The organism is Streptomyces sp. NPDC051578 (assembly GCF_044454045.1).
Classification (GTDB): Bacteria; Actinomycetota; Actinomycetes; order Streptomycetales; family Streptomycetaceae; genus Streptomyces.
This window is the reverse complement of sequence record NZ_JBITDH010000001.1, coordinates 1,116,629-1,135,131: the sequence shown is the minus strand read 5'-3', so window position 1 is coordinate 1,135,131 and position 18,503 is coordinate 1,116,629. Positions and strand designations below refer to the sequence as shown.

Sequence of the window (18,503 nt, the reverse complement as noted above, 5' to 3'; positions counted from 1 at the left end):
GGCGGCACAGCGATGGCGACGGCCGAGGAAGACCGCTACAGCCGACGGCTGGCCTGGTGCGTGGCACTGCTGCTGCGCCACGCACCGGATGCGGTCGCGGCCGGTCTCCTCGGCCGCCTCGACCCTGCCGCCCGCCGCTACCTGTGCCGGGACGAGCACCTCCCCGCCGGGGCCGTCACCCTGCTGCTGCGCGACGGCACCGACGAAGACCGCCGCCACGTAGCCCGCAACCCGCACGTGCTCGGCCGCCCCCTGCCCGGGCTGCCCGGGCCCGCCCGCTACCGGCGCCGCCCCGGGCCCTCGCCGCGGCTGCTCGCCACCCTCGGCGCCGAACTGGGCCGCACCCCCACCGCGCCCGGGGAGCACGGCCCGCCGCTGAGCGGCGCGGAACTCGTCGCCCTGCTGCGCCGCCATGGCAGCCGCCGGCCACGGATACCGCTCGACGTGCTGGCCCTGCCGTACGAACTCGACCCGGACGCGCTGCTGCGCGAGCACTCCCGCGCCCCGCTCCCGCCCGGCTCCGTCGAGGCGCTGCTGCTGGTGGCCGGGCTCGACCGGGAGGTCGTCCTCGCGCTGCTCGACACCCGCGCGCAGGCCGCGTACGGGCCCCACTGGCACCGCCCGGCCGTGCGAGCCGTGCGCACTGGCACCCTGACCTTCGACGAACTCGCGGCGGCCGTGGCGCCCGCCCACCGGACCCTGCTGCTCGGACAGGCCCACGCGATCGGGCGCTTCGCCTGGAACCTCGCCGAATGGGCCGGGATGCGGGCCGCCCTGGTCCGCGTCCTGCGCCCGGTACTCGGCGACGACCCCCGCCTGTGGGAGGAACTGCGCCGCAGCGCCCCCGGCTTCCCCGGCACCCTCCCGGAGCTGGCGGCCGCCGTGGCCGCCGGCAGCGCGCCGACGCACCCCGGGCCCGGCCCGGAGGGCCTCGCCGAAGCCGTCGACGCCCTGGCGCCGGGCGCCGTACGGGAACCCGGGCCCAGCGTGGACCGGGAGCTGGCCCTCGCCAGCCTGGCGGTGCCCAACGCGATGGGCGACCTGCGCGAGGACGTCCGCTGGGTCCGCGCCTGCCTGGACTCGGGCCTGCTCACGGGCGCCGACGTGCTGCGGCACAAGGCCCCCGCCGCCTGGGCCCTGGACGAGGACCACTGGCTCGGCGACGACGACTACCCCGACCGGCACGACCGGCCGGCGGCCGTGCTCGCCTCCCGCGCGGAGGCCGACCGGCTGCTCACGGCGGCCCTCGGCGCCGACGCCGAAGCGTGGTGGCGGGCCGCCCTGACGCTCCCCGACTTCGCCGGGACCCTCCCGGAGTTGCTGGCCGGTGTCGTTCAGGGGGACTCCGTGTCCAACCGCTCCTGAGTTGCGGCAACAATGGGGGGCATGACCGACAGCCCAGCCCCCCTGGCCGACCCGCACCTCCTCTTCGACTCCGCGGTCGGCCGCCGGGACATCGTCATCCTCGGCTCCACCGGCTCCATCGGCACCCAGGCCATCGACCTCGCCCTGCGCAACCCGGACCGCTTCCGGGTCACCGCGCTGTCCGCCGCCGGCGGGCGCGTCGCGCTGCTGGCCGAGCAGGCCCGGAAGCTGCGGGTCCAGTCGGTCGCGGTGGCCGACGAGGACGCCGTTCCCGCGCTGAAAGAGGCGCTGAGCGCCCAGTACGGCGGGTCCGAGCCGCTGCCCGAGATCCTGGCCGGGCCCGACGCGGCGGCCGCTCTCGCCGCCTCCCCGTGCCACACCGTCCTCAACGGCATCACCGGTTCCATCGGCCTCGCGCCCACCCTCGCCGCGCTGCGCGCGGGCCGGACCCTGGCCCTGGCCAACAAGGAGTCGCTGATCGTCGGCGGCCCGCTGGTCAAGGCCCTCGCGAAGCCGGGCCAGATCATCCCGGTCGACTCCGAGCACGCCGCGCTCTTTCAGGCGCTGGCTGCCGGGACCCGGGCCGATGTCCGCAAGCTCGTGGTCACCGCCTCGGGCGGCCCCTTCCGCGGCCGTACCCGCGCCGACCTGGCGAAGGTCACCGTCCAGGACGCCCTCGCCCACCCGACCTGGGCGATGGGCCCGGTGATCACCGTGAACTCGGCGACCCTGGTCAACAAGGGGCTGGAGGTCATCGAGGCGCACCTGCTCTACGACATCCCCTTCGACCGCATCGAGGTCGTGGTCCACCCCCAGTCGTACGTCCACTCGATGGTCGAGTTCACCGACGGTTCGACGCTGGCCCAGGCCACCCCGCCCGACATGCGCGGCCCGATCGCCATCGGCCTCGGCTGGCCCGAGCGGATCCCCGACGCGGCGCCCGCCTTCGACTGGACCAAGGCGTCGAGCTGGGAGTTCTTCCCGCTGGACACCGAGGCCTTCCCGGCGGTGGACCTGGCCCGGCACGTCGGTACCCTCGGCTCCACCGCGCCCGCCGTGTTCAATGCGGCGAACGAGGAGTGCGTGGCAGCCTTCCTGGCCGGTCGGCTGCCGTTCACAGCAATCATGGATACGGTCTCTGCCGTGGTCGATGAGCACGGCACACCGGACGCGGGAACTTCCCTCACCGTCCGGGACGTCCTTGAAGCGGAGACCTGGGCCAGGGCCCGGGCACAGGAGATGGCGGCACGGGCCGCCGTGGAGGCGCGCGCATGACGATCTTGCTGACCTTGATCGGTGTGGTCGTCTTCGTGTTCGGCCTGCTGTTCTCCATCGCCTGGCACGAGCTCGGCCACCTCTCGACGGCCAAGCTCTTCGGCATCCGCGTGCCCCAGTACATGGTCGGCTTCGGCCGCACCGTCTGGTCGCGAAAGAAGGGCGAGACGGAGTACGGCATCAAGGCCATCCCGATGGGCGGATACATCCGCATGATCGGGATGTTCCCGCCCGGCGAGGACGGCAAGGTCACCGCCCGTTCGACCTCCCCGTTCCGCTCGATGATCGAGGACGCGCGCTCGGCCGCGTACGAGGAACTCCAGCCCGGGGACGAGAGCCGGCTGTTCTACACGCGCAAGCCCTGGAAGCGCGTGATCGTGATGTTCGCCGGGCCGTTCATGAACCTGGTCCTGGCGCTGGCGATCTTCTTCGGGCTGTGGATGACCTTCGGCGTCAACCAGACCACCACCCAGGTGGCGTCCGTCTCGCCCTGCGTCATCCAGCAGAGCGAGAAGCGCGAGATCTGCAAGGACGGGGACCCGGTCGCCCCGGCCAAGAAGGCGGGCCTCCGGGCGGGCGACAAGATCGTGGCCTTCGACGGCGAGCGGGTGACCGACTGGTCCGTGCTCCAGAAGAAGATCCGCGACACCGTCGGCCCCGCCACCGTCACCGTCGTACGGGACGGACGCGAGCTGACCCTGCGGGCGACGCTCATCGAGAACAAGGTCGCCAAGACAGACGGCCATGGCGGGTACGTCAAGGGCCAGTACGTCACCGCCGGCTGGCTCGGCTTCGGCCCCAGGGAAGTGATCGCGCCGCTCACCTTCGGCGAGTCCGTGGACCACATGGGCGATGTCGCGCAGAGCAGCGTGCAGGGCCTCCTGCGGCTCCCCGAGAAGATCCCCGCGCTGTGGGACGCGGCCTTCAACGGCGCCGAACGGCAGCCCGACTCCCCGATGGGCATCGTCGGCGCCGCCCGCATCAGCGGTGAGATCGCCACCCTCGACATCCCCGGCGAGCAGCGCCTCGCCACGATGCTGAGCGTCCTCGGGATGTTCAACCTCTCGCTGTTCCTGTTCAACATGCTGCCGCTGCTGCCGCTGGACGGCGGCCACATCGCCGGCGCCCTGTGGGAGTCCCTGCGCCGGGGCGTCGCCCGCGTCTTCCGGCGCGCCGACCCCGGCCCGTTCGACGTGGCGAAGCTGATGCCGGCCGCGTACGTCGTCGCGGGACTCTTCGTCTGCTTCACCCTGCTGGTCCTCGTGGCCGACGTGGTCAACCCGATCAAGATCAGCTAGCGCCGCGCCCGCCGCGCGGGCGCACGGACGGAGCCGGGCACGCATCGTGCCCGGCTCCCTACGTTCGGGTGGCGCGAACCCCTGCGATGCGTGGGTCACCCGCGCCTTGGCGTAATCTCGAAGCCTGGAGCCCGCCGATCTCGGGACCTTGAACCACACCTTGGGGTTGCACAGCAGATGACTGCCATCTCTCTCGGAATGCCGTCCGTGCCGACGAAGCTCGCCGACCGCCGGGTCAGCCGCAAGATCCAGGTCGGCTCCGTGGCCGTCGGCGGCGACGCACCCATCTCGGTGCAGTCCATGACCACGACCCGCACCTCCGACATCGGCGCCACGCTCCAGCAGATCGCCGAGCTGACCGCCTCCGGCTGCAACATCGTCCGCGTGGCCTGCCCCACGCAGGACGACGCCGACGCGCTCGCGACGATCGCCAAGAAGTCCCAGATCCCGGTCATCGCCGACATCCACTTCCAGCCGAAGTACGTGTTCGCGGCCATCGACGCCGGCTGCGCGGCCGTCCGCGTCAACCCCGGCAACATCAAGCAGTTCGACGACAAGGTCAAGGAGATCGCGCGGGCCGCGAACGAGACCCGCACCCCGATCCGGATCGGCGTCAACGCGGGCTCGCTCGACGCCCGGCTGCTCAAGAAGTACGGCAAGGCCACCCCCGAGGCGCTCGTCGAGTCCGCGCTGTGGGAGGCCTCCCTCTTCGAGGAGCACGGTTTCAGCGACATCAAGATCTCGGTCAAGCACAACGACCCGGTCGTCATGGTCAACGCCTACCGCCAGCTGGCCGCCGCCTGCGACTACCCGCTGCACCTCGGCGTCACCGAGGCCGGCCCCGCCTTCCAGGGCACCATCAAGTCCGCCGTCGCCTTCGGCGCGCTGCTCTCCGAGGGCATCGGCGACACCATCCGCGTCTCCCTCTCCGCGCCGCCGGTCGAGGAGGTCAAGGTCGGCATCCAGATCCTGGAGTCGCTGAACCTCAAGCCCCGCCGCCTGGAGATCGTCTCCTGCCCCTCCTGCGGCCGCGCCCAGGTCGACGTGTACAAGCTGGCCGAGGAGGTCACCGCGGGCCTGGAGGGCATGGAGGTCCCCCTGCGCGTCGCGGTCATGGGCTGCGTCGTGAACGGTCCCGGCGAGGCCCGCGAGGCCGACCTCGGCGTCGCCTCCGGCAACGGCAAGGGCCAGATCTTCGTCAAGGGCGAGGTCATCAAGACGGTCCCCGAGTCGAAGATCGTGGAGACCCTCATCGAAGAGGCCATGAAGATCGCCGAGCAGATGGAGAAGGACGGCATCCCCTCCGGCGAGCCGACCGTCGCCATCGGCGTCTGAGACCCCCTTTTCCCGGGCTCGGCCCGCATCCGGGGCGCCACCAGCCTGACGCACGGGCTCCGGGTGCTCCTACCGCTGGTGCCCCGAGGTCTTCCGCGTGAGGACCCTGTTCTTCCCCGGAGTCCGGCCGGGAGGTGCCCCCACGGGTGCGCGCGCCCCTTCGGCTCCCCCGCCCGTGGCGGTTTCGCCCCGTCCCCGTCCCCGCAGTCCGGAGGCGGGGACGGGGTTTTTCGTGACCTGTGGGACCGGGCATCCCCGTGCGGCGCCGGGTACAGTGCGGAGATCAGCAGACTTGCATGGTGAGGCCCCAGTGTTGACGCAGACCACCACCCGGGTCCTTGAACCCAGTGATCTCGACTCCGCGCTCGAAGTCCTCGGGCGCGAGCCGGTCGAGAACGCCTTCGTCACCTCCCGGGTCCAGGTCGCCGGCCTCGACCCCTGGCGCCTGGGCGGCGAGATGTGGGGCTGGTACCGCGACGGCGAGCTGCGTTCCCTGTGCTACGCGGGCGCCAACCTCGTCCCCGTCTGCGCCGGGCCCGACGCCGTACGCGCCTTCGCCGACCGCGCCCGCCGCACCGGCCGCCGCTGCTCCTCCATCGTCGGCCCCGCCGAAGCCACCCGGCTGCTGTGGCGCCTGCTGGAGCCCAGCTGGGGGCCCGCCCGCGACGTCCGCTCCCACCAGCCCCTGATGATCACCGAGCAGTCGTCCGCCGAGGTCCGGCCCGACCCCCTGGTCCGCCGCGTCCGTAAGGACGAGATGGACCTGATCATGCCCGCCTGCGTGGCCATGTTCACCGAAGAGGTCGGCATCTCCCCGCTCGCCGGGGACGGCGGACTGCTCTACCAGGCCCGCGTCGCCGAACTCGTCGGCACCGGCCGCTCCTTCGCCCGCGTCGACGACGGGCGGATCGTCTTCAAGGCCGAGATCGGCGCGGCCACGCCGCGTGCCTGCCAGATCCAAGGCGTCTGGGTCGACCCCGAGTTCCGCGGCCGGGGCCACTCCGAGGCGGGGATGGCCGCCGTCGTGGAGTACGCGCTGCGCGATGTGGCCCCCGTGGTCAGCCTCTACGTCAACGACTTCAACACCGCCGCGCGGGCGGCCTACCGCCGCGTGGGCTTCCGTGAGGTCGGCGCCTTCATGAGCGTGCTCTTCTGACCCGTCGGGGAGGGTGCCCCCGCGAACAGTCCGGGGCCACAAGACCCGGTGCCGGACCCGTACCCCTCGCCGCTACCGCCGAGTAAGGTCACCGCATGCTGCCTACCCCCGAAGGCGACGGCCCCCACCGGCCCGCCGGACTCCGCATCGGCCCCCTCGACCTCGCCGGTCGCGTGGACGAGGCCCTGCGCGTGCAGGCCGTCGCCTTCGGGCTCAGCGACGAGGAAGTCGGCATCCGGCGCTACATCGTCCAGCGCCACATGGCCTGCCGGGGAGCCCGCGCGCTCGGCGCGTACACCGACGACGGCGCGCTCGCCGGCTTCGTCTACGGCATGCCGAACGACCGCGAACACTGGTGGTCCACCGTCGTCGAGCCCTACCTGCGCGCCGGTGGCCACGACGGCTGGCTCGACGGCTCCTTCGTCATCACCGAACTGCACGTGCACCCCGGGTTCCAGGGCCACGGAGTCGGCCGGGAGCTGATCACCCGGATCACCGACGCCGCCGCCGAACCCCGCTCCATCCTGTCCGCCATCGACACCGACAGCCCGGCCCGCGCCCTGTACCGCGCGCTCGGCTACACCGACCTGGCCCGCCGCGTGTACTTCCCGAGCGCGAGCCTCCCGTACGCCGTGATGGGCGCCCCGCTGCCGCTGCGCAGGCCCGGAATTCGGTGACGGCCCCGCGGGGGGCGTCGGTAGGCTCGCCCCATGTCAACGCAACACGTGCAGCGCATGTCCCGCCTCCTGGCCAAGACCCTCCGTGAGGACCCGGCCGACGCCGAGACCCTGAGCCACCGCCTCCTCGTCCGCGCGGGCTACGTCCGGCGCAGCTCCGCCGGCGTGTGGACCTGGCTGCCGCTCGGCAAGCGGGTCCTGGAGAACGTCTCCCGCATCGTCCGCGAGGAGATGGACGCCATCGGGGCGCAGGAAGTGCTGCTGCCGGCGCTGCTGCCGAGGGAGCCGTACGAGGTCAGCGGCCGCTGGTCGGAGTACGGGGACCTGCTCTTCCGGCTCAAGGACCGCAAGGGTGCGGACTACCTGCTCGGGCCCACCCACGAGGAGATCTTCACGCTGCTCGTGAAGGACCAGTGCACGTCCTACAAGGACCTGCCGGTCATGCTGTACCAGATCCAGACCAAGTACCGCGACGAGGCCCGGCCGCGCTCCGGCGTGCTGCGGGGCCGCGAGTTCCAGATGAAGGACTCGTACTCCTTCGACGTCAGCGACGAGGGGCTCGCGCAGTCGTACGCCCTCCACCGCGCCGCGTACCGGCGGATCTTCGAGCGGCTGGGCCTGGACCACCGGATCGTCTCGGCGGTCTCCGGCGCGATGGGCGGCTCGGCGTCCGAGGAGTTCCTCGCGCCGGCCCGCGCGGGGGAGGACACCTTCGCGGACTGCCCGTCCTGCGACTACGCGGCCAACACCGAGGCGGTCACCTTCGCCCTGACGCCGGTGGAGGCGGAACACGGTCCCCTGGAGGAGATCCCCACCCCGGAGACCCCGACCATCGAGACGCTGGCGGCGCACCTGGGCGTGCCCGCCTCGGCCACGCTCAAGAACCTCCTCGTCAAGGTGGACGGCGAGATCGTGGCCGTCGGCGTGCCCGGCGACCGGGAAGTGGACCTGGGCAAGCTCGGTGAGCATCTCGCCCCGGCGGTCGTGGAGTTGGTGACGGCGGAGGACTTCACCGACCGGCCCGACCTGGTACGCGGCTACGTGGGCCCGCAGGGTCTGCAGAAGGTGCGCTACCTCGCCGACCCCCGTGTCGCGCCCGGGACTTCCTGGGTGACGGGCGCCAACAAGCCGGACACGCACGCCCGTAACGTGGTGTGCGGCCGGGACTTCGAGGTCGACCGGTACCTGGACGTCGTGGTGGTCGAGCCGGGTGATCCCTGCCCGGCCTGCGGGAGCGGACTCGTCCTGGATCGGGCGATCGAGATCGGACACATCTTCCAGCTGGGCCGCAAGTACGCCGACGCCTTCGGGCTGGACGTGCTCGGCCGCGAGGGCAAGCCGGTACGGGTGACCATGGGCTCCTACGGCATCGGCGTCTCCCGGGTGGTGGCCGCGCTGGCCGAGCAGACCGCCGACGAGCGGGGCCTGTGCTGGCCCGCCTCGGTCGCCCCCGCCGACGTGCACGTGGTGGCGGCGGGCAAGGCCGTGCCGCTGGCGCTGGCCGAATCGGCGGCCACGGCGCTGGCGGAGGCCGGCCACCGGGTCCTGCTGGACGACCGGCCCGGCCTGTCGCCCGGCGTCAAGCTCACGGACGCGGAGCTGATCGGCGTGCCGTGGATCCTGGTCGCGGGACGCCGCTCCGCCGACGGGGTGGTCGAACTCCAGAACCGCGCCACCGGCACCCGCGAGGAGCTCCCCCTCACCGAAGCCCTGGCCCGCCTGGCCTGAGCCCGGGCCGGGCGGTCTCCGGGGGGCGCTCCGCGGCGCCGGACGCGGTGCGGAGGGAGGCGCCCGGGCCCGGCGTCACGGCCCGGGCGGCCCGCCTCACGGCACCGGGCGCCCGTACGCCCCCGGCCGGGGCCCCGGCCCGGGCCAAGACCACCCGGCCGGCTCCCCGGCCGAGGTCGCCAGGGCCGAGGTTGCCCGGACGAGTTGGCCGGACAATGCCGTCCGACTGAGACGGCCCGACTGAGACGGCCCGGACGCGATGGCACGGGGAAGGCGGCCCGGCCAAGGCCGCCCGGAGAGCCGCTCGCAGAAGATCGCGGGTGACGCGGCCCGGATCTGGCAGTCCGGATCAGACTGAACCGGACCGGACCGGACCGGAGCGGACCGGGCTGGACGGGACGGGACGGCACAGGCGAGGCGTCCGGATGAGACGGCCCGGCCAAGGCGGCCCTGGTGGGCCCGCCCGGTGTAGATCGCTCTGGTGAGGTAGCCCGGGTGAGACGGCCGGGCCAAGACGGCACGAATGAGGCCGCCCGGAGAAGATCTCGGGCGAGGCCGCCCGGACGGGGCGCCCGGGCAGGGCTAGGCGTCCGGGTGAGACGGCCCGGCAAGGTGGCACGGGCGAGGCCGCCCGGAGAAGATCGCGGGCGAGCCGCCCTGCCGGCCGCCCGGGCGGGCGGGGCGTCCCGCGGGGCGTCCGGGCAGGGGCTAGGCGTCCGGTTCGTCCGGGGCGGGTGGCGGGGGTACGGGGCTGGCCGGGGGCAGGAGCGGGTCCGGGTCGGGGGAGCCGTCCAGGCGGTCGGAGGCGGGACCGGGACGCCGGGCCTGCTCGGGGTCCGGCCGGGCCGGGGCGCCGTTCAGGCGCTCCGAGGCGGCCGTCAGGGACTCCGGCGGCTCCGGGGCCTTGCCGGCCGGCGGGCGCGCCGCGGCGTCCGGCGGTGCCGGGGCGGCGCGTTCGAGGAAGCGCAGCAGCTCCACGGGGAAGGGCAGCACCAGGGTGGAGTTCTTCTCCGCGGCCACCGCCACCACCGTCTGGAGCAGGCGCAGCTGCAGCGCCGCGGGCTGCTCCGACATCACCTCGGCCGCCTCGGCCAGCTTCTTCGACGCCTGCAGCTCCGCGTCCGCGTTGATGACCCGCGCCCGGCGCTCCCGGTCCGCCTCCGCCTGCCGCGCCATCGACCGCTTCATCGTCTCCGGCAGGGAGACGTCCTTGATCTCCACCCGGTCGATCTGCACGCCCCACCCGACCGCCGGACTGTCGATCATCAGCTCCAGGCCCTGGTTGAGCTGCTCCCGGTTCGACAGCAGATCGTCCAGGTCCGACTTGCCGATGATCGACCGCAGCGAGGTCTGCGCCATCTGCGAGACCGCGAAACGGTAGTCCTCGACCTCGATGATCGCGCTGGCCGCGTCCACGACCTTGAAGTACACGACCGCGTCCACCCGCACCGTGACGTTGTCCCGCGTGATGCCCTCCTGCGCGGGCACCGGCATCGTCACGATCTGCATGTTCACCTTGCGCAGCCGGTCGACGCCCGGGACGATCATGGTGAAGCCCGGGCCGCGGACGCCCTCACGCAGCCGGCCGAAGCGGAAGACCACGCCCCGCTCGTACTGCCTCACCACCCGTGCGGCGGTGGCCGAGACCGCGCCGGCGCCCACGCCGGCCGCGATGATCGCTGTCAGCAGTTCCTGGACCATGACGGCCTCCCTGCGGACACATCCTGATACCTACGGTATGCCCTACAACCAGGCCGCGAATTCCAGCAACAGCTCGGCCTCGCGCCCCCGTCCGGCCGCCAGCGCCCGGTTCCCCGACTCCACCGCGCGGAACAGCGTCCAGCCCCGCAGCCGGTCCCGGTCCACGTCCAGCGCGTCCGCCAGCTTGTTCACCCGGCGCCGGGCGCCCGAGGCCCCCGCCGAGGAGGCGACCTGGTCCTCCAGGCGGTCCCGGACCAGCCGGGCCAGGTCGTACGCCCGCTCACCGACCAGTGGATCGGGGCCCACCGTCAGCCAGGGCGCCCGTTCGCCCGCGAGCACCTTGCCCTGCCGGAAGTTCCCGTGCAGCAGCAGCTCCTCGCCGGGGGCGGCCGTCAGCTCCTCCTGGACCGCGAGCGCCTCGGCCGCCAGTGCCTCCGTCTCGGGCGGGGCCTTGCGCAGCTCCTCGGCCTGGCGGCCGGTGCGCTGGGCCACCGTCTCCCAGCAGTGGCCGGCGTCCGGCGCCACCCACAGCCGGCGCAGGGTGCCGCAGGCCTCCAGCAAGGCCTTCGCCTCCGGGAGCGAGCGCAGCGACACCTCCGGGTGCAGCCGTTCCAGGAGCAGCCCGCCGTCCTGTTCGTGGTGGCGGGAGTCGAGGACGCGTACCGCGCCGAAGCCGCCCCAGTGCGCGAGCGCCGCCAGTTCGAGGTCCGGCCGGGCCGCGGGCGGGGCGAGCTTCAAAGCCGCCGGAGTCCCGTCGGAGTACCGCACGAGGACCACGAGGCTGCTGCGCCCGCCGGGCGCCTGTACCCGCTGGGCCACCACCCCGCGCCGGGCCATCGCCTCCTCGGCGAGCCGCGGCAGCCGCTCCAGCCACTCCGCGTCCCGCGCCGGTTCCGGCACCTCGCCGAGCGCCCGTACAAGCCGCTGCGGCGGTTCGAAAGCCATGCGTGCGTGATCCCTTTCAGCCGGTCTGGGCGCGGTCCGCGCGTTCGGCGAGCCCAGGGAAGGCTACGCCGCCGCCGCGCCAGCGTGCCGCCCGCACCGCGGCGGCGCTCAGCGCGTCGGCCGCCTCGCGGCGCAGCGGACCGTCCGCGGCCCGCACCAGATCGGAGTAGGCGCCCGCGACGCGCTCCTCGATCTCGGCGGCCAGCCGCTCGGCGTCGGCCGGGCCGCGCACCTCGTACGGAAGCGCGTACGCGGCCTCCGCGGCCCGCGGCGATCCGCCCATCTCCCGCACCGTCCGGGTCAGGGAGTCACGCCGCGCGAGGTGGTTCCCGTACGCCTCCCGGGCCTCCGCCGCCCGCTCCGGCGAGGTGCGCGCGCCGATCACCCCGTAGCCGTACGCGGCGGCGTGCTCGGCGGCCAGCGCCGCCTGCGCGGCCTCCAGGGGACGGCTCGCGGGGGAGGGCGAGGGCTTCACGAGGTGGCTCCGGGGGTGGTCGAGGTCAGCAGGTACGCGTGGACGGCTCCGCAGGCCGCCACCGAGGCGAGCAGCCGGGCCAGTTCCCCGGGTGCGCCGGCCAGCGCGATGGTCCGCGCCTCGGACAGGCTCCGCTCGGTGGCCGCGAGCTCCGTCAGCGCCTCGGCAGCCGTCGCCGGAACGGGCGCGGAGCGGGGCGCCGGGCTTCCGGCCGAGGGGGCCGGACCGGACGACGAGGCGGAGGGCCCGCCGGCCCCGGCCGGGGGAGCGGACCCGGGGACGGCGAGCGCCCCGCGGTGCGCCGCGACGGCCGCGCGCAGCGGCGCGAGCCGCCCCGCCAGGTCCGGATGGGCGGCGGTGGTGGCGTCGTAACGTTCCAGCAGCCGCTCGGTGTCACGTACGGCGCTCTCCCGCATCCGCCGTTCGAGTGGAATCCCGTTGTCCTCGGGGTTCGCGCCGCTTTCGCCCGTGCACCCGGTGAGCAGCGCGGCCCCGGCCGCCCCGGCGGCTCCGGCGAGCACGCTGCGTCGTGAGGGCCCGTGGGGCGCTGCGGGCATCGAAGGCATGGTCCAGGGCACGGCGACGACCTCCGGAGGTGCTGGCGGGGCAGGGTGTGATCACGGTACCCGGGGCCCCCGCCGGGCGCGCGGACGGCAACACCCTCCGCGACCGGATACCCTTTGACCTGACACGCGACGGAAAACCACAACAGCACACGCGGCCGAGGAGTCACCCGGATGAGCACCACCCAGAGCGACAGGCTGCGCGGACTGCTGGAGCCGCTCGTCGCCGCCAAGGGCCTGGACCTCGAAGAGATCGAGCTGTCGAAGGCGGGCAAGCGACGGATGCTGCGGGTCATCGTGGATTCCGACGAGGGCGTGGAGCTGGACGCGTGCGCCGAGCTGAGCCGTGAGGTCTCCGATCTGCTCGACGAATCCGACGTGATGGGCGAGGACGAGTACGTCCTCGAGGTGAGCTCCCCGGGCGCCGACCGTCCGTTGACCGAGCACCGTCACTACGTCCGGGCGACCGGACGTCTCGTGAAGTTCCAGCTGGCAGAGGGCGGCGAACTGGTCGCCCGGATCCTCGACGTCGACGACGAGGGCATGGACCTCGAAGTTCCGGGCGTGAAGGGCCGCAAGGCGACCGCCCGCCGCATCGCGTTCACCGACATCGCCAAGGCGCGTGTCGAGATCGAGTTCAACCGCAAGGACAAGAAGGAAGAGGAGGCGTAGCCGTGGACATCGACATGAGTGCCCTGCGGGGTCTGGTCCGGGAGAAGGAGATCTCCTTCGACCTGCTCGTCGAGGCGATCGAGTCGGCCCTCCTCATCGCGTACCACCGCACCGAGGGCAGCTACCGGCGTGCCCGCGTCGTGCTCGACCGCAGCAACGGTCACGTGGTCGTGTGGGCGACGGAAGACCCGAGGGATCTCGAAGAGGGCCAGGAGCCCAAGGAGTTCGACGACACCCCGTCGGACTTCGGCCGGATCGCCGCGACGACCGCCAAGCAGGTGATCCTCCAGCGTCTGCGCGACGCCGAGGACGACCTGACCTTCGGCGAGTTCGCCGGCCGTGAGGGCGACGTCATCACCGGTGTGGTGCAGCAGGGCAAGGACCCCAAGAACGTCCTCGTCGACATCGGCAAGCTGGAGGCCATCCTGCCCGTGCAGGAGCAGGTCCCGGGCGAGGAGTACACGCACGGCCTGCGCCTCAAGGCGTACGTCGTCCGTGTGGCCAAGGGCGTCCGCGGCCCGTCGGTGACGCTGTCGCGCACCCACCCCAACCTGGTGAAGAAGCTGTTCGCGCTGGAGGTCCCGGAGATCGCCGACGGCAGCGTCGAGATCTCGGCGATCGCCCGCGAGGCCGGCCACCGCACCAAGATCGCCGTCCGCTCCACCCGCTCGGGCCTGAACCCGAAGGGCGCCTGCATCGGCCCGATGGGCAGCCGCGTGCGCAACGTGATGGCGGAGCTGCACGGCGAGAAGATCGACATCGTGGACTGGTCCGACGACCCGGCCGAGATGGTCGCGAACGCCCTGTCACCCGCCCGGGTGAGCAAGGTCGACGTCGTCGACTGGGACTCCCGCTCCGCACGGGTGACCGTGCCCGACTACCAGCTGTCGCTGGCCATCGGCAAGGAGGGCCAGAACGCCCGCCTCGCCGCGCGGCTCACCGGCTGGCGCATCGACATCCGCCCCGACACCGAGGAGCCCTCGGACCGGGACGCGGACCGCGAGGGCCGCGGCGGCCGTGACGGTGAGCACGCCGAGCGGCGCGGGGAATAAAACCATTACCGGCCGGTGCTCACCGGCCGGTAGACAGGGACCCCGGGGAACCGGGGTCCCCGGCACGCGGGAGCTGCTCCGGGGCCGCCCGGAGGTTTCCGAATGGATCACGACAACGTCCGTTCGATTTTTCGCCTGAAGGGGTGAGGTCGGTACGGGGAGGTAGACTTAGGCGTGTCTGGCCGGACGCAAGCCCGCGCATGCCCCGAACGCACCTGTGTGGGGTGCCGGGAGCGAGCGGCCAAGAGCGATCTGCTGCGGATCGTGGCGATCGAGGACGAATGCGTCCCCGATCCTCGCGGTACGCTGCCCGGCCGGGGTGCCTACCTGCACCCCGCCGTGGTCTGTCTCGACCAGGCGGTCCGCCGCCGGGCGTTCCCCCGGGCCCTCAGGTCCGCAGGAACGCTCGACACGGAGACGCTGCGCAAAGCCCTGGCCGGTGAGGCCGGGGCGACACCGTAAGAAGTAGTACGGCACGGATACCCCGTGCGGTCAGGTACCTCGCGAGTTGGAAGTAGGTCGAGATTGCGATGAGCACTCGATGAGTACGCGATGAGTACGCCCATGAAGTAGCGACGGTCCGGCGTAACCCGGACCTAAAAGGAGCGATGTGGCTAAGGTCCGGGTATACGAACTCGCCAAGGAGTTCGGAGTTGAGAGCAAGGTCGTCATGGCCAAGCTCCAGGAACTCGGTGAGTTCGTCCGTTCGGCGTCCTCGACGATCGAGGCGCCGGTCGTACGCAAGTTGACCGACGCACTGCAGGGGCCCGGCGGCAACGCCGGCAAGTCCGCTGCGAAGCCCGGCGCGCCCCGCAAGGCCGCGCCTTCCCCCGCAGCGGCAAGCCGCGCGGGTTCCCCCACGTCCGCAGCGCCGTCCCCGGCCGCCGCGGCACGTCCCGCCGCACCCAAGCCCGGCGCACCGGTGGCCCCCAAGCCCGCCGCCGCCGAGGCCCCGGCCGCCGGTGGCCCCGTGACTCCGGCCGCCCCCGGCCCGCGTCCCGGTCCCAAGGCCCCGGCCGCCCCGAAGCCCGCTCCGGCGGCGCCCGTGGCGACCGAGTTCTCCGCGCCCGCACCGGCTCCGGCCGCTGCCCCGGCGCGTACCGACCGTCCCGCCGGTCCCGGCGCCCCCGGTCCCCGTCCGGCGCAGCAGCGTCCGGCCCAGGGCGGCCAGGGCCAGGCCGGCGCCCGTCCCGGCGCCCCGCGTCCGGCCGGCGCCACCCCCGGCGCCCCCGCTTCGCGTCCCGCCGGCGGTTCGCAGGCCCCGCGTCCGCAGGGCGCCCGTCCGGCCGGTCCCCGTCCGGGCAACAACCCGTTCACCTCTGGTGGCTCCACCGGCATGGCGCGCCCGCAGGCGCCCCGTCCGGCCGGCGCTCCCCGTCCCGGTGCCCCCGGCGCCGGCGGCGGCCAGGGTGCTCCCCGTCCGCAGGGCGGTCCGGCCGGCGCTCCGCGCCCGCAGGGTCCCGGCGGCGCCCGTCCCACCCCCGGTGGCATGCCCCGTCCGCAGGGCGGCGCCCCGCGTCCGGGTGGTGCCCCCGGTGGTAACCGTCCGAACCCGGGCATGATGCCGCAGCGTCCCGCTGCCGGTGGTCCCGGTCCGCGTCCCGGCGGCGGCCCCGGTGGCCGTGGTCCCGGTGCGGGTGGCCCGCGTCCCGGTGGCGCCGGTCGTCCCGGTGGCGGCGGCGGCTTCGCCGGCCGTCCGGCCGGTCCCGGCTCGCGTCCCGCGGGCGGCGGCGGCTTCGGCGGCCCCCGTCCCGGTGGCGGCGGCTTCGGCGGCGGTCCGGCCGGTGCCGGTGGCGGCGGTCGTCCCGGCTTCGGCGGGCGTCCCGGTGGTCCCGGTGCCCGTGGTGGCACGCAGGGTGCCTTCGGCCGTCCCGGCGGTCCGGCCCGTCGTGGTCGCAAGTCCAAGCGTCAGAGGCGCCAGGAGTACGAGGCCATGCAGGCCCCGTCCGTCGGCGGCGTGATGCTGCCCCGCGGCAACGGCGAGACCGTTCGCCTGTCGCGCGGTGCCTCGCTCACCGACTTCGCGGAGAAGATCAACGCCAACCCGGCGTCGCTCGTCGCCGTGATGATGAACCTCGGCGAGATGGTCACGGCCACGCAGTCCGTGTCCGACGAGACCCTCCAGCTCCTCGCGGGCGAGATGAACTACCAGGTTCAGATCGTCAGCCCGGAGGAGGAGGACCGCGAGCTCCTCGAGACCTTCGACATCGAGTTCGGCGAGGACGAGGGCGGCGAGGAATACCTCATGCCGCGTCCCCCGGTCGTCACCGTCATGGGTCACGTCGACCACGGTAAGACCCGACTGCTCGACGCCATCCGCAAGACGAACGTCGTCGCGGGCGAGGCCGGCGGCATCACCCAGCACATCGGTGCCTACCAGGTGGGTACCGAGGTCAACGGTGAAGAGCGCAAGATCACCTTCATCGACACCCCGGGTCACGAGGCGTTCACCGCCATGCGTGCCCGTGGTGCCAAGTCGACCGACATCGCGATCCTCGTGGTCGCGGCCAACGACGGCGTCATGCCGCAGACGATCGAGGCGCTCAACCACGCCAAGGCCGCCGGCGTCCCGATCGTCGTCGCGGTCAACAAGATCGACGTCGAGGGTGCGGACCCGGTCAAGGTGCGCGGTCAGCTCACCGAGTTCGGTCTGGTCGCCGAGGAGTACGGCGGCGACACGATGTTCGTCGACATCTCCGCCAAGCAGGGTCTGCACATCGACTCCCTGCTGGAGGCCGTCGTCCTCACCGCCGACGCCTCGCTCGACCTGCGCGCCAACCCGGAGCAGGACGCTCAGGGTATTGCGATCGAGTCCCACCTCGACCGCGGCCGCGGTGCCGTCGCCACCGTCCTCGTCCAGCGCGGTACCCTCCGCGTCGGCGACACGATGGTCGTGGGCGACGCCTACGGCCGAGTGCGCGCCATGCTCGACGACAAGGGCAACAACGTCGAGGAAGCGGGTCCCTCGACCCCCGTCCTGGTCCTGGGTCTCACCAACGTCCCCGGCGCCGGCGACAACTTCCTGGTCGTGGACGAGGACCGTACGGCCCGTCAGATCGCCGAGAAGCGTGCTGCGCGCGAGCGCAACGCCAACTTCGCCAAGCGCGTCCGCCGGGTGTCCCTGGAAGACCTCGACTCGGTCCTCAAGGCCGGTCTGGTCCAGGAACTCAACCTCATCATCAAGGGCGACGCGTCCGGTGCGGTCGAGGCCCTCGAGTCCTCGCTGCTCCAGCTCGACGTCGGTGAAGAGGTCGACATCCGCGTCCTGCACCGCGGTGTGGGTGCGGTCACCGAGTCCGACATCGCCCTGGCGATGGGCTCCGACGCCATCGTCATCGGTTACAACGTCCGTGCGGCCGGCCGTGCCGCGCAGATGGCGGACCGCGAGGGTGTCGACGTCCGCTACTACTCGGTGATCTACCAGGCCATCGAGGAGATCGAGGCGGCCCTCAAGGGTCTCCTCAAGCCCGAGTACGAAGAGGTCGAGCTCGGTACGGCGGAGGTCCGCGAGATCTTCCGCTCGTCCAAGCTGGGCAACATCGCCGGTGTCCTCATCCGCTCCGGCGAGGTCAAGCGCAACACCAAGGCGCGGCTCCTGCGCGATGGCAAGGTCATCGCCGAGAACCTCACCATCTCCGGTCTGCGCCGCTTCAAGGACGACGTCACCGAGATCCGCGAAGGCTTCGAGGGCGGTATCAACCTCGGCTCCTTCAACGACATCAAGATCGACGATGTCATCGCGACGTACGAGATGCGCGAGAAGCCCCGCGCGTAAGCGCGAGGCGGTTCGCACCGTGTCGTAAGGCCCGTACGGCCGTTGGCCGTACGGGCACCACCGGGGCCGGTCGGCGGAATATCCGTCGATCGGCCCCGGCCGTTGCGTGTACGGTTCAGGTGACCCTGCCGGCGACGGCCCGGCAGGCCACCGAACCCGCACCGGCGGGATATCCGGAACTGCATGTACGTGGGGACTCTGTCCTTCGATCTGCTCCTCGGCGACGTCCACTCGTTGAAGGAGAAACGCTCCGTCGTCCGGCCCATCGTCGCCGAGCTCCAGCGCAAGTTCTCCGTGAGCGCGGCCGAAGTGGGCGACCAGGACCTGCACCGCAGGGCCCGTATCGGGGTCGCCCTGGTGAGCGGGGACGCGGGGTTCGTGTCGGACGTACTGGACCGCTGCGAGAGGCTGGTCGCGGCGCGTCCGGAAGTGGAGCTGCTGTCGGCGAGACGGCGGCTGCACGGTGATGAAGACTGATTGCTTGTC

General features: G+C 72.9%; 16 protein-coding genes. 12 read left to right on the top strand and 4 right to left on the bottom strand.

The annotated features are described in order from the left end of the window. Positions 1-12 precede the first annotated feature (12 nt). The 7 genes from ACIA6C_RS05070 to ACIA6C_RS05040 all read left to right on the top strand — a co-directional run bounded on the left by ACIA6C_RS05070 (position 13) and on the right by ACIA6C_RS05040 (position 8,834). Complete coding sequence (locus ACIA6C_RS05070) at positions 13-1,365, top strand: hypothetical protein (protein ID WP_399272987.1); 1,353 nt, start codon at positions 13-15, stop codon at positions 1,363-1,365. Positions 1,366-1,386: 21 nt separating this feature from the next. Then, entirely contained in the window at positions 1,387-2,640 is a 1,254-nt protein-coding gene (dxr, locus tag ACIA6C_RS05065; RefSeq protein ID WP_399272985.1) for a 1-deoxy-D-xylulose-5-phosphate reductoisomerase, read from the top strand. Then, positions 2,637-3,938, top strand: a complete 1,302-nt coding sequence (locus tag ACIA6C_RS05060) for a site-2 protease family protein (RefSeq protein WP_366080475.1) — start codon at positions 2,637-2,639, stop codon at positions 3,936-3,938. Before dxr ends, ACIA6C_RS05060 begins: the two co-directional genes overlap by 4 nt. A 177-nt stretch (positions 3,939-4,115) precedes the next feature. After that, positions 4,116-5,273, top strand: a complete 1,158-nt coding sequence (gene ispG, locus ACIA6C_RS05055; protein WP_190186818.1) for a flavodoxin-dependent (E)-4-hydroxy-3-methylbut-2-enyl-diphosphate synthase — start codon at positions 4,116-4,118, stop codon at positions 5,271-5,273. A 310-nt stretch (positions 5,274-5,583) separates the two neighbouring features. Further along, positions 5,584-6,429: a GNAT family N-acetyltransferase gene (locus ACIA6C_RS05050; RefSeq protein WP_361127935.1), complete on the top strand. Its 846-nt coding sequence runs from the start codon at positions 5,584-5,586 to the stop codon at positions 6,427-6,429. A gap of 95 nt (positions 6,430-6,524) precedes the next feature. Continuing rightward, on the top strand, positions 6,525-7,106 hold the full coding sequence (locus tag ACIA6C_RS05045) for a GNAT family N-acetyltransferase (RefSeq protein WP_361127932.1): 582 nt from the start codon (positions 6,525-6,527) through the stop codon (positions 7,104-7,106). Positions 7,107-7,139: 33 nt separating this feature from the next. Continuing rightward, the gene (locus ACIA6C_RS05040) at positions 7,140-8,834 is read left to right on the top strand and encodes a proline--tRNA ligase (protein ID WP_399272984.1); all 1,695 of its coding nucleotides are present in this window, start codon (positions 7,140-7,142) and stop codon (positions 8,832-8,834) included. Between the two features lie 708 nt (positions 8,835-9,542). On the opposite strand, the gene ACIA6C_RS05035 is transcribed toward ACIA6C_RS05040, so the two are convergent. The 4 genes from ACIA6C_RS05035 to ACIA6C_RS05020 are packed head-to-tail and all read right to left on the bottom strand — an operon-like array spanning position 9,543 to position 12,512. Further along, the gene (locus ACIA6C_RS05035; RefSeq protein WP_399272983.1) at positions 9,543-10,535 is read right to left on the bottom strand and encodes a slipin family protein; all 993 of its coding nucleotides are present in this window, start codon (positions 10,533-10,535) and stop codon (positions 9,543-9,545) included. A gap of 42 nt (positions 10,536-10,577) precedes the next feature. After that, entirely contained in the window at positions 10,578-11,480 is a 903-nt protein-coding gene (locus ACIA6C_RS05030; RefSeq protein WP_399272981.1) for an aminoglycoside phosphotransferase family protein, read from the bottom strand. A gap of 16 nt (positions 11,481-11,496) precedes the next feature. After that, positions 11,497-11,955 (bottom strand): ferritin-like domain-containing protein, encoded by a 459-nt coding sequence (locus tag ACIA6C_RS05025; protein ID WP_399272979.1) that lies wholly within the window; start codon positions 11,953-11,955, stop codon positions 11,497-11,499. Further along, positions 11,952-12,512, bottom strand: a complete 561-nt coding sequence (locus ACIA6C_RS05020; protein WP_399272977.1) for a hypothetical protein — start codon at positions 12,510-12,512, stop codon at positions 11,952-11,954. The genes ACIA6C_RS05025 and ACIA6C_RS05020 overlap by 4 nt, the downstream gene beginning before the upstream one ends. A gap of 180 nt (positions 12,513-12,692) precedes the next feature. Here ACIA6C_RS05020 and rimP point away from each other — a divergent pair, with 180 nt between their 5' ends. The 5 genes from rimP (at position 12,693) to ACIA6C_RS04995 (ending at position 18,494) form a co-directional block, all read left to right on the top strand. Beyond that, complete coding sequence (gene rimP, locus ACIA6C_RS05015; RefSeq protein WP_361127914.1) at positions 12,693-13,190, top strand: ribosome maturation factor RimP; 498 nt, start codon at positions 12,693-12,695, stop codon at positions 13,188-13,190. Between the two features lie 2 nt (positions 13,191-13,192). Then, a complete protein-coding gene (nusA, locus tag ACIA6C_RS05010) occupies positions 13,193-14,242 on the top strand; it encodes a transcription termination factor NusA (protein WP_361127911.1) in 1,050 nt (349 codons plus the stop codon). Positions 14,243-14,416: 174 nt separating this feature from the next. Further along, the gene (locus ACIA6C_RS05005; protein WP_366083501.1) at positions 14,417-14,704 is read left to right on the top strand and encodes a YlxR family protein; all 288 of its coding nucleotides are present in this window, start codon (positions 14,417-14,419) and stop codon (positions 14,702-14,704) included. Positions 14,705-14,852: 148 nt separating this feature from the next. After that, entirely contained in the window at positions 14,853-18,017 is a 3,165-nt protein-coding gene (gene infB / locus ACIA6C_RS05000) for a translation initiation factor IF-2 (RefSeq protein ID WP_399272974.1), read from the top strand. A gap of 183 nt (positions 18,018-18,200) precedes the next feature. Beyond that, positions 18,201-18,494 carry a DUF503 domain-containing protein gene (locus tag ACIA6C_RS04995; protein ID WP_136213480.1) on the top strand — a complete coding sequence of 98 codons (294 nt, stop codon included), beginning with the start codon at positions 18,201-18,203 and terminating at the stop codon, positions 18,492-18,494. Positions 18,495-18,503: the final 9 nt, after the last annotated feature.

Excerpts from the sequence above, each read along its gene's own strand:
- ACIA6C_RS05070 (WP_399272987.1), top strand. The coding sequence starts at position 13 with ATGGCGACGGCCGAGGAAGACCGCTACAGCCGACGGCTGGCCTGGTGC.
- dxr (WP_399272985.1), top strand. The coding sequence starts at position 1,387 with ATGACCGACAGCCCAGCCCCCCTGGCCGACCCGCACCTCCTCTTCGAC.
- ACIA6C_RS05060 (WP_366080475.1), top strand. The coding sequence starts at position 2,637 with ATGACGATCTTGCTGACCTTGATCGGTGTGGTCGTCTTCGTGTTCGGC.
- ispG (WP_190186818.1), top strand. The coding sequence starts at position 4,116 with ATGACTGCCATCTCTCTCGGAATGCCGTCCGTGCCGACGAAGCTCGCC.
- ACIA6C_RS05045 (WP_361127932.1), top strand. The coding sequence starts at position 6,525 with ATGCTGCCTACCCCCGAAGGCGACGGCCCCCACCGGCCCGCCGGACTC.
- ACIA6C_RS05040 (WP_399272984.1), top strand. The coding sequence starts at position 7,140 with ATGTCAACGCAACACGTGCAGCGCATGTCCCGCCTCCTGGCCAAGACC.
- ACIA6C_RS05035 (WP_399272983.1), bottom strand. The coding sequence starts at position 10,535 with ATGGTCCAGGAACTGCTGACAGCGATCATCGCGGCCGGCGTGGGCGCC.
- ACIA6C_RS05030 (WP_399272981.1), bottom strand. The coding sequence starts at position 11,480 with ATGGCTTTCGAACCGCCGCAGCGGCTTGTACGGGCGCTCGGCGAGGTG.
- ACIA6C_RS05020 (WP_399272977.1), bottom strand. The coding sequence starts at position 12,512 with ATGCCCGCAGCGCCCCACGGGCCCTCACGACGCAGCGTGCTCGCCGGA.
- rimP (WP_361127914.1), top strand. The coding sequence starts at position 12,693 with ATGAGCACCACCCAGAGCGACAGGCTGCGCGGACTGCTGGAGCCGCTC.
- ACIA6C_RS04995 (WP_136213480.1), top strand. The coding sequence starts at position 18,201 with ATGTACGTGGGGACTCTGTCCTTCGATCTGCTCCTCGGCGACGTCCAC.